The sequence below is a fragment of the Marinifilum breve genome (assembly GCF_003202155.1).
GTDB classification, from domain to species: Bacteria; Bacteroidota; Bacteroidia; order Bacteroidales; family Marinifilaceae; genus Marinifilum; species Marinifilum breve.
This window is the reverse complement of the sequence record NZ_QFLI01000001.1, coordinates 394,060-404,805: the sequence shown is the minus strand read 5'-3', so window position 1 is coordinate 404,805 and position 10,746 is coordinate 394,060. Positions and strand designations below refer to the sequence as shown.

The 10,746-nt window shown below is 35.3% G+C and carries 7 protein-coding genes and 3 riboswitches; of the genes, 5 read left to right on the top strand and 2 right to left on the bottom strand.

The window, feature by feature from the left end:
* Positions 1–223 precede the first annotated feature (223 nt).
* On the bottom strand, positions 224–598 hold the full coding sequence (locus tag DF185_RS01660) for an HYC_CC_PP family protein (protein WP_110358982.1): 375 nt from the start codon (positions 596–598) through the stop codon (positions 224–226).
* Positions 599–855: 257 nt separating this feature from the next.
* Here DF185_RS01660 and DF185_RS01655 point away from each other — a divergent pair, with 257 nt between their 5' ends.
* From DF185_RS01655 to DF185_RS01635, 5 genes are all read left to right on the top strand, one after another.
* Positions 856–1,338 (top strand): hypothetical protein, encoded by a 483-nt coding sequence (locus DF185_RS01655; RefSeq protein ID WP_110358981.1) that lies wholly within the window; start codon positions 856–858, stop codon positions 1,336–1,338.
* 147 nt (positions 1,339–1,485) lie between these two features.
* On the top strand, positions 1,486–2,610 hold the full coding sequence (locus DF185_RS01650) for a DEAD/DEAH box helicase (RefSeq protein WP_110358980.1): 1,125 nt from the start codon (positions 1,486–1,488) through the stop codon (positions 2,608–2,610).
* Between the two features lie 189 nt (positions 2,611–2,799).
* Positions 2,800–2,995: riboswitch (cobalamin riboswitch) on the top strand.
* A gap of 127 nt (positions 2,996–3,122) precedes the next feature.
* The gene (gene nrdD, locus DF185_RS01645) at positions 3,123–5,258 is read left to right on the top strand and encodes an anaerobic ribonucleoside-triphosphate reductase (protein ID WP_110358979.1); all 2,136 of its coding nucleotides are present in this window, start codon (positions 3,123–3,125) and stop codon (positions 5,256–5,258) included.
* Positions 5,242–5,730 (top strand): 4Fe-4S cluster-binding domain-containing protein, encoded by a 489-nt coding sequence (locus DF185_RS01640; protein WP_110358978.1) that lies wholly within the window; start codon positions 5,242–5,244, stop codon positions 5,728–5,730. The genes nrdD and DF185_RS01640 overlap by 17 nt, the downstream gene beginning before the upstream one ends.
* 313 nt (positions 5,731–6,043) lie before the next feature.
* A riboswitch (cobalamin riboswitch) is annotated at positions 6,044–6,237 on the top strand.
* 582 nt (positions 6,238–6,819) lie between these two features.
* On the top strand, positions 6,820–7,968 hold the full coding sequence (locus tag DF185_RS01635; protein ID WP_110358977.1) for a DUF5074 domain-containing protein: 1,149 nt from the start codon (positions 6,820–6,822) through the stop codon (positions 7,966–7,968).
* A gap of 287 nt (positions 7,969–8,255) precedes the next feature.
* Here DF185_RS01635 and DF185_RS01630 read toward each other — a convergent pair whose 3' ends face one another.
* Positions 8,256–9,923 (bottom strand): putative transporter, encoded by a 1,668-nt coding sequence (locus DF185_RS01630; protein ID WP_110358976.1) that lies wholly within the window; start codon positions 9,921–9,923, stop codon positions 8,256–8,258.
* A 463-nt stretch (positions 9,924–10,386) separates the two neighbouring features.
* A riboswitch (cobalamin riboswitch) is annotated at positions 10,387–10,575 on the bottom strand.
* Positions 10,576–10,746: the final 171 nt, after the last annotated feature.

The window sequence follows — 10,746 nt, the reverse complement described above, 5'->3', positions numbered from 1 at the left end:
AAAGCGAAGGGGAGTGTGCAACAATTAAGCTTTAGTGCTTCCCTCTCCTCGAGGAGAGGGGTAGGGTGAGGTGATTAACTATGAAATAATCAATTACGAATTAGCAATTGGTTGGTATTACAAATTGTCAATTACGTGATGTGCCAGAGATGATATAAACCTTATATCAAGTCTATTTGCCATTTAACTCGTAATTGAAAACTCGTAATTCGTAATTGAATTTTCATAAACGGAACACCTGATTCATAACACACAAATCAGGTAGTTGGGGAGGAGAAAAATCTCCGGTTTTAAATGAATTTGTTGAAACTTCAGTGCTTATAAGTTGCATGACTAAAGGGATATTTGCATATAGCAAATCCAAGTATGCAATATCATCCAATTCAAAAATGGAAGCCATATAATCAGCTTCAACCTTTATGGTTTCAGTGGATTCATCGCAACATCCACAAGGAGTTTCACAACAAGAATCGGCTTTAAGAAATAATGCAGTAGAGAAAAGTTCTCCACCAGAATAATGCTTATTAATGCTCACTCCAGCTGTTGAGATCAGCAGGAGAAACACCAGAATGATATGTCCAAATTTTTTAGGTAGCATACATTTATTCGCAATATTCAAATACAAAACTACTTTAATATACAAAAAACAAAAGGAAAGCTTAAGCTCTTAACAAAGCATTAACTTTTAAAAGGACTTAATTTTCTGTTGAGTTCCTTTGGCTTCGAAAACGTTTGTATGTTAAATAAGCTTAAACCATCTCATTTTTCGAGTTGAATTGGAAGAATAATAAATGATAATAATTAAAATTGTTGTCCATCCCTCTCAATATTTTAAATATACACAAATTATAAGGTATGAATGAATTAAAAACGTTTGTCCAATGGACAAGAATAGGCTTGTTGGCTCTATTCGTAATTGCGGTAGGAATAGAATTAAGTTTTGGAATTTTACTTAGTTACTATGAATTTGAACCTCCATTTCTGATTCAGGAAAATGAAAGGCTTTGGTTTAATGTGGCAGGAGGAATAATAATTTTGCTTGAAGTGGTGGCAGGATGGATTTTATATAGAAGAAAGATTAAGTACATTCAAATTCTTGATCGACTAGAAGAAAAACTGAAAATATTTGGTAGAATTTATTCTATTCAATTGCTTTTGGTTAGTAAAGGGGGTGTTACGGCATTATTAATTTTTGGGATAACACAAGATATCTTGTGGTATTTCCCTTGGTTGATTTGTATGTATGTTATTGGTAAGAACTTTCCATTTAATCTAAATCTTTTTCACGCCATGGGAATTGAGGAAGAGGAGGAACGAAAACTATTTTATAAGGAATAGATATTTATCGATTTTCTATTATTTCATCATTCTTATTAAGAATAAGGCTGCCTAATTTCTTATGGAATTAATTTATAATTCATCATTTATAATTCATCATTATTAAATGTTTATACTATTTTTGCAGCCAATTTAATACGAAAAGCTGTGGAAACTTTTAAGGAACTAGGTGTAAATAAGAATATTGTTAAGGGATTAAACGAATTAGGAATTGTAAATCCTACTCAAATACAATCAGAAGTAATTCAGGTTTTGTTGAATGCTGATACCGATTTAATTGGTCAGGCGCAAACAGGAACTGGTAAAACTGCTGCTTACGGTGTACCATTGTTGCATCGCGTAAATCCTAAGGTAGAAAAGGTACAGGGGTTAATTCTATGTCCTACACGTGAGTTGGGATTACAAATTGCCAAACAATTGTTCAAGTTTACAAAGCACACAGAGAAGACTTTTACAGAATGTGTATATGGTGGAGCTCCAATTGAAAAGCAGATTGCAAACTTGCGACGTCCTACACAGATTATTGTAGCTACACCTGGCCGTTTAATTGAACTGGTAAAAAAGAAAGCAGTTGATTTGACTCATGTAAAAATAGTGATTTTAGATGAGGCTGATGAAATGCTAAGCATGGGGTTCAAAGATCAGTTGAATGAAATTCTTACTTACCTTTCACGTGTTGAGAACAAATGGTTGTTTTCAGCTACCATGCCTGATGGAATTAAACAGATCATCAGGCGTCATATTTCTAAAACTGCTCACCGTATTCAGATCAGTGGAAAGAATGTGGTGAATAAAAATATCAAGCACCAATTTGTATTGTGCGAAGACCAAGAGAAGTTATCTGTATTGATGCAATTTCTAAAATCGGATACCAAAGCAAGGGGAGTTGTATTTTGTAAGACTAAGGAAGCTGCTCAGAAGTTGAATCAGCAATTGCAATCGCAAAAAGTGAAGGTTGATGCCATTCATGGAGATTTGAAACAGATTGAGCGTAACAAAGTAATGCGTGCTTTCAAAAACGAGAAATTAAGAGTTTTGGTAGCAACCGATTTGGCTGCTCGTGGTATCGATATTGAAGGATTGGCATTTGTTGTACATTACCAGTTGCCTGATAAAGAAGAGTACTATACCCACCGTAGTGGAAGAACAGCTCGTGCTGGAAAAGAAGGAATTTCTTTATCATTAGTAAACCACAAGGAAATGAAGAGTCTGCGTTATTTCCAGAAGGCATTGAATATTGGATTCAGCCAGATTCGTGCAAAAAGACAATAATACAGTCAACAGTTAGCAATAATCAGTTAACAATTGATATTGCTCATTAAAAAAATATTAAACCCATTGGAATTTATTTCTGATGGGTTTCTTTTTTATGGAAAATAAAAGTTATAAACCGACAAACCTCAAAGAAAATCAATGTTTTATCTATTATTGTTAATAACTGATATTGCTTAGAATCATTTTAATTCTTAACATTGTTTTGATTTATAGGTTCCGCAAGGAATAATAGGGAATCACGTGTAATTCGTGAGCTGTACCCGCAGCTGTAAGTCCATATTTAGTGTTTTTGAAAATCTATATCCACTGTCCCGATAAATCGGGATGGGAAGGTATCAAAAACCGGATAAGCCAGAAGACCTGCCAGAATCATTTAACAAATTAGACTTTCGGGGATTGAAGTCTGGTTCAGGTATGGCTATGTTTTATTATAAATATACCCTATTACTTCCTGCATCGTTCACTCTCCTTTAGTTTTTAAGTAATTACCATTCAAAAATGATAAACTTATGAGTAGTGCAGAGACTTTAATCGTAAAAAGAGATGGGAAAAAGGTGCCTTTTTCTATTGATAAAATTCGAAATGCGGTCAAAAAGGCTTTTCTATCAGTGGGAAGCTTTGCTAGCGAGGAAGACCTGGCGAATATTCTACATCGTGTAACCGTTAGAAACGGTGCAAGCGTAGAAGACATCCAAAACCAGGTGGAAAGGTCACTAATGGCAGAGAATTTTTATGCCGCAGCCAAATCATACATGCTTTATCGCCAGAAGCATTCAGAAGACAGAGAAACGCGTGACCGAATTAAATTCTTAATTGATTATTGTGGTGCAGGAAACGCTGCAACGGGAAGTAAATTTGATGCCAATGCCAATGTTGACAGTAAAAATATTGCTACACTGATTGGCGAACTTCCTAAAGGGAATTTCATCCGGTTAAATCGTCGTCTGCTAACCGACCGCATCGATAATATATTTGGTAAGGAGCTGTCCAATAAATACCTAAGTTATTTAAATCAGCATCTGATATACAAAAATGACGAAACCAGTCTTGCTCCCTATTGTGCCAGCATCACCATGTATCCATGGTTGTTAGAGGGTACTTCAAAAATAGGAGGTAACTCAACGGCTCCAACCAATTTAAAATCATTTTGTGGTGGTTTTATAAATATGGTTTTCATTGTGTCTAGTATGCTAAGTGGTGCTTGTGCAACTCCTGAGTTCTTGATGTACATGAATTATTTTGTCGGTAAAGAATACGGCAACGATTACTATAAGCGTAGTAATGATGTGGTGGATTTATCAGTCAGAAAACGCAGCATTGATAAAATAATAACAGATTGTTTCGAACAAATTGTTTACTCTTTAAATCAACCTACTGGCGCTAGAAACTTTCAGGCAGTATTCTGGAATATTGCTTATTACGACAAATATTATTTTGAGAGTTTGTTTGGAGAGTTTGTGTTTCCTGATGGGAGCAAACCACATTGGGAATCGTTAAGCTGGTTGCAAAAACGATTTATGCATTGGTTTAACAAAGAGCGTACAAAAACCGTCTTAACCTTTCCGGTAGAAACTATGGCATTATTGTCGGAAGATGATGATATTAAAGACAAAGACTATGGCGATTTTACTGCAAAAATGTATGCCGAAGGCCATTCATTCTTTACTTACTTGAGCGATAATGCTGATAGTTTAAGTTCATGCTGCCGCTTGCGCAACGAAATTCAGGATAATGGTTTTAGTTATACTTTAGGTGCAGGAGGTGTATCAACGGGTTCAAAAAGTGTATTAACCATTAACCTTAATCGATGTGTTCAGCAAGCTAAAAGAGAACAAATACCTTACATCAATTATTTAGAAGAGGTAGTGGATTTGGTGCATAAAGTTCAAATTGGCTACAACGAAAATCTAAAAGAGCTGCAAAGCAAAGGCATGCTTCCATTGTTTGATGCCGGATATATTAATCTTAGTCGTCAGTATCTTACAATTGGGGTAAACGGATTGGTTGAAGCTGCTGAGTTTTTAAATATAGAAATAAACGACAACCCGGAATACGTAGCCTTTACGCAAGAAGTCTTAGGATTGATAGAAACCTACAACAAAAAATATCGTTCGGATGATTTAATGTTCAATTGTGAAATGATTCCAGCTGAAAATGTTGGTGTTAAGCATGCCAAGTGGGATAGAGAGGATGGTTTCTTTGTGCCTCGCGATTGCTATAACAGCTATTTTTATGCGGTTGAAGACGAATCCCTAAACATTATCGACAAGTTTAAAGTTCATGGCAAAAAGTATATTGAACATTTAACCGGCGGATCTGCATTACACTTGAATTTAGATGAGCATTTAAGTGAAGTTCAATATCGCCAACTACTTAGGGTAGCATCTAAAGAAGGTTGTAACTATTTCACTTTTAATATTCCCAACACGATTTGTAACGAATGTGGGCATATCGATAAACACAACCTAAGTGAATGTCCTAAATGTAGCAGCAAAAACCTTGATTACCTTACTCGTGTTATTGGTTACATGAAAAGAGTGAGCAGTTTCTCTATCGCTCGCCAAAAAGAAGCTGGTGACAGGTATTACGCTACAGATTTTAAAGGTAAAGAAGTTGAGGAAAAAGAATATGCTCAAGTATTATAATTACGATATCGTTTTTCAGGAAATTCCCAACGAGGTAAGTTTGGCTATTAATATTACCAATTGTCCAAATTGTTGTAAAGGATGTCATAGCCCTCACCTTCAAAAGGATATTGGCCAGGTGTTGGACGAAGATTGTATCGTATCAATAATGGATAAGTATGCTTCGGCAATCACTTGTTTTTGCTTTATGGGGGGAGATAACTCCCCTCATCGGGTAGCAGAGTTGGCCAGTTTCATACAAAACCAATATCCGAAAATAAAAACGGCATGGTATTCTGGCTGCCCTAATTTGCCCGAGAACTTTAATAAAAACTCCTTTCAATTTATTAAGCTGGGTAGTTACAAGGTAGAATCGGGACCACTAGACAGCCAAACAAGTAATCAGCGTTTGTTTGAAATTCAACATGATGGATTTATGAAAGATATAAGCTATATGTTTAAAACTAATAAACGAGGTGGAGCCCCTTTTTAAATTTTATATGCAACTGCCTGTTTTATTAAACGGCAGTTGTCCTATATAAAAAAGTATTTTATACGAAAATATAATTGTCTTGACTGTACCCAAACGAATGTCATTTTTGTTAAAATGAATTCGTTACAATCATAGCATCAATACTACATAAATATTAACGATAATGATCCAAACCTTGTGCTATAATATAATTTCTTGTTTTATTCTTATACAGTTTGCTGTTATTAGAAAAGTTATGAGTTAGTGAAGACAAATTTTATTAATGTTTAAAAAATAATCCAAATATACATTCTATAATTAAAATTATTTAATATATTTACATCGAGATTATGGTTCAGAACTTATGGAATAAGTTTTGATTAAAAGGGAATCCGGTGTAATTCCGGAGCTGTCCCCGCAGCTGTAAGCCTTATAAAATTTTAAGCTCTCTATTGATCACTGCCACAAGGTGGGAAGATCGCTTAAAATGAGGTGAGCCAGAAGACCTGCCATGAATTATATGTTTTCGTAGCTTTCGGGTGAAAAGCGAAGAAAGAGTTTTACCCTTTCTTTTGTATCCCTGTGCTACCATTAATTCATTAAAATAGAATAAAGATGATACTTAATGGAGCAGGACAAAATATATTTGTCCTAAATACACATGATTATTGGCTGTATATTACTGCTATCGCGGCTGCAATGAACTACCTTGAACTTCATTTCCCTCCAGGAAGCTAGTTTATAATTATTACTATACAGGATTTGGTGAACAATGAAGTAATCAAAATGCTATTAATCAAATCTTTCGTGTCCTAGTGTATATCACCTTATTTATGAATGATACCCTCAAGTGTATGGTTCATAAACTGCTAAATTCTTATTTGAATTCATGTTCATTTTTTGGTGCATTTACAATTAAGTATTTCTAATTGTGCATTTCTAATAGTAGATACAATGTGACTATTTGTATTCTACAACAGATGATTAAGTATTTCATTTTGAGAAATTAATTTGAGTGGTATTCTCTTTTAAGCTTTTAAACAACCGTTGGGAATAGATATACAATGATTTATATCCCAATATTTTTTAATTAATAAATTACTAATACTTATGATTAATTTAAGAAAATGGACATGGGCATTGCTTTTGGCCCTGTCAACTTTTATTATTGCTTGTAGCAATGAGAATGATGAGCTTTTAACAGAATTAAATGCTGATTTACAAGAGAGTCAGAGTGGAGTAAAGTCTTCTGGACCATATTCTAATGGTGTACTAATTGTAAATGAAGGATGGTTTGGACATGAGAATGGTAGTATTAACCATTGGGATGGAATATCTAATACAATAGAGCATAAAGTTTATGCGAAAGAGAATCCTGGTAAGCAATTAGGTGTTACTACACAATATGCAGGTATTCAAAACGGTCACCTATATCTTGTATCTAAAGGGTATAATACTCAGAAAGGAAATGTGGTTATAGCCAATTCACAAACCTTAAAACATGAAGGAACAATTGAATTGCCAACCGGTCAATGTCGCGCTTTTGTAGCATTAAATAATAATGTAGGTTACTTAAGTACTGGAGGAGTAGGTACTGCTAATGGAAGCGGTATTTATAGAGTAGATTTAAGAAATTATAGAATTGATAAGGCAGTAAAAGGCGTTGGTAACAGTGAAGTAGGGAATATGTTGACTGCTTCGAATAAACTTTTTGCCTTAAGACAGAATCAATTACTTATTGTTGATATTAGCTCTAATAAATTATCGTACTCAATACCTCTTTCAGGCAAAGCAGGAGGTATGGTAAAAGATAAGGATGGAAACCTTTGGATTGCTGCTCAACGAGAATTACTGAAAGTTAATCCTCAAACTATGGGTGTAGACCGTATTCCGTTGTCTGTATCTGTAAATCCAAGTTTTGGTTGGGCATGGAACGCAGGAAGTTTAACTTATAGCAGATCGAACAATACCTTGTATTTTGTGAAAGAAGGTGGATGGGCACCACGTCAGGTTGCTTGTTATCACATAAATACAAATCAAACTCAAACTTTATTTTCGATAGATTCTGATTATCAAATTTATGGCGCAGGTACATATGTAGATCCTGTTTCTAATAAATTGTATGTTACAGCTATAAAAGGATGGGGTCAGGATGGAAAATATAACAGATTGTATGTATATAGTTTAGATGGCACTCAAGAAAAGGTTTTAAATTATCAACATTTTTACTTTTCTGCTTTGTGCGTAGCTAACGAATAATATCATTAGGCTTTTATCCCAAGTCTTCCTGAAAGGGATTAATTATATTTATTAAAGTTCATCAAACCAGTTGATTTGTTTCAACTGGTTTTTCTTTGCTTTCCTTTTTTATCCTGATGAACTTTTCAGTTTCTAATCCAATAGTAATGTTTATTAGAGTTATGAGCTTGTAATGGTTTATTTGCAAAATTATCAGTTACAAGACACCCATTAGATTACAAAAAAAATCCCATTGCAGAGCAGAACTCTTTAATGGGATTTTTCAACTAATATATAGACGTGTAAACTTAACTAAAAAGCAGAACCAATACTTGTGCCAAGAGCACTCTTAAGAACATTACCAATGGGTAAACCGTTGCATATGCTGTTGATTGAGCCTGAACTGGAGCAATTGAGTTGGCGAACTCCAATGCTGGAGGATCGGTCATTGAACCAGATAGCAAACCACAAATCGATAGGTAATTTAGTTTCATGATTCGGGCAATGATGGCAAAAATAATTAGTGGCACAAAAGTGATGGCCATACCATAAAGCATCCAAATGTAACCTTCGTTTAAAAGGGTTTCAACGAAATATTTACCCGATGAAAGTCCAACGCAGGCAAGGAAAAGCACAATGCCCAATTCTCGAATAAACAAGTTTGCACTTGGTGTAATGTAAAAGTCCATCTTGCCAATTCTTCCTTTATGCCCCAAAATTAAGGCAATTAAAAGCGGACCACCAGCCAATCCTAATTTGGCAGGAGCTGGCAAACCAGGAATCTGTATTGGAACCAAACCAATCAATACACCAAACAAAATTCCCATAAAAATAGGAAGGATGTTAGGGTGTGAAAGCTCTTTGATCGAATTACCCAATAAGTTGGCAACTTCAGGCAAGGCAGCTTTCTCACCTACAATACGTACAGTATCTCCAAATTCTATGCTATCTTCTTCGGTAGGCATTAGCTCTAATCCATTACGATAAATTCTGGTGATATTTACAGGGAATCGACGAGAAATACCAATTTGTTTGATACTCTGTCCGGCCAGTTTTTTATTGGTAATTCTTACCTGCTTCATCCCCAATCTACCAGAGATTTCCTGCTCCTTTGTTTCATTAATTTTTCCAAGGTTTAGCTCAATGTTTTTAAAATTCATTGGAGTGGAAACGCCATATAACTTGTCGCCCTGTTGAATGACGAAATCTGAATCGGCAGCTAAAAATTCTCCATTCCTTTCAATTCTCGAAGGAACAAAAGCCTTATTGCAATTGCCAATAATGAATTCAATGCTTTTGCCAATCAGGTTTTGGTTGGTAATTTCAATGTTAATGGCTATTAGCTTACCATCCATCCCGGTAACTTCTTTGCGATATTGCTCTTCTTCCTTTTTCACATTGATTTTATAAATCACACGCAGAAGAATCATAGAAATGATGATCCCAAAAATCCCGAAAGGGTAGGCAACAGCATAGGCCATACCAACGGTTTGTGTATTGGCAGCGGCTATATCGGCATTGCTGACAATATCACCAATGGTTTGTTGTGCCGCACCAAGAGCAGGAGTGTTGGTTACCGCACCACACATAACACCTGTGATTACTGAAATCGGTACATTAAAAATGAATTTTATGGCTACGGCAGTTAAAAATCCAGTAAGCACAATTCCTGATGCCAATAGGTTAATACGTAAGCCGTTCTTCTTCAACGAAGGAAGAAATCTTGGTCCAACTTCAAGACCAATGGAGTAGACAAACAAAATCAAGCCAAACTCCTTGATAAAGTGCAGAACGTGTGGATCTGTTACTGCCCCCAGGTGTCCTACCAGTAGTCCTGAAAATAGAATTCCAGCTATTCCTAGCTTGATTCTCAGTAGTTTTATTTTTCCAAACAGAATGCCCAGTACTGCAACAAGGCAGATAATAATAATGGTAGAGGCAGTACCAGGCTTTGTTAAAAGTTCAATCAAATTCATGTCAGTGTTTATTGTGTTAAATTGTGTTTGTAAGTTTAAGAGTGCGGCTTCCCTCGGCTAGAAACATGTCAGAATTGTTTGGGATTGTTATTGCGAACGATGGAACCGATATGAGACTACAATGAATATAACCATCTGTTCACAATCAGGAATTACAAGACCAAACAGAGAAGCCGCACTCACTGATATTGATTATGAGGGCTAGTCAGGTATCAATATCAAATATTTTACCTTTGATATTTGAATGAATGCTTCGATTGCTCTGAAGAATCGAATACTTCTATTCTTGTGTAGTGACCAAACTCCATTTCGCGAGGAGTATTTGAATATTTATGCATAGCAATAATTGTTAAGTGTTATAACTGATTGCTTTGCGAATACATTAAACAGGTGGTACAGAATTGTGCGATATGACAATTCAAATGTGAAGACCTGATTTATGGCTTTATTTCGCGAAAGCATCAATCTATTTTTGAATAAGACAGGTCTCCTGGCTCTCCAATTTGTAAGGCCTTCCCATTCCTCGTTTTGGAACAGTGGCTTTGTACTTACAAACTTTTGGGTTGGAATCACAGTTGCGCGTCAGCTCATGGTTTTCACATGATTCCCTATTAAATCCGTTTTACGGGATACCTTATTCGTTATCGGCAACAAAGATTTGAATTTTTTTTTGAACTATGCAAACAATTGGAGAAAATATTTATGAGTAAATAGAGAATAACTTGGACTCTATATGGATTATTGGCTTTGTTGTAAAATACAAGCAATAAAAACTTTCATGATAAAATGAGAGCCAATATCAGAAATGAAAGCTTTTAGTCAT

Bases quoted from the DNA above. Each gene is read 5' to 3' on its own strand.
- DF185_RS01660 (WP_110358982.1), bottom strand. From the start codon at position 598: ATGCTACCTAAAAAATTTGGACATATCATTCTGGTGTTTCTCCTGCTG.
- DF185_RS01655 (WP_110358981.1), top strand. From the start codon at position 856: ATGAATGAATTAAAAACGTTTGTCCAATGGACAAGAATAGGCTTGTTG.
- nrdD (WP_110358979.1), top strand. From the start codon at position 3,123: ATGAGTAGTGCAGAGACTTTAATCGTAAAAAGAGATGGGAAAAAGGTG.
- DF185_RS01640 (WP_110358978.1), top strand. From the start codon at position 5,242: ATGCTCAAGTATTATAATTACGATATCGTTTTTCAGGAAATTCCCAAC.
- DF185_RS01635 (WP_110358977.1), top strand. From the start codon at position 6,820: ATGATTAATTTAAGAAAATGGACATGGGCATTGCTTTTGGCCCTGTCA.
- DF185_RS01630 (WP_110358976.1), bottom strand. From the start codon at position 9,923: ATGAATTTGATTGAACTTTTAACAAAGCCTGGTACTGCCTCTACCATT.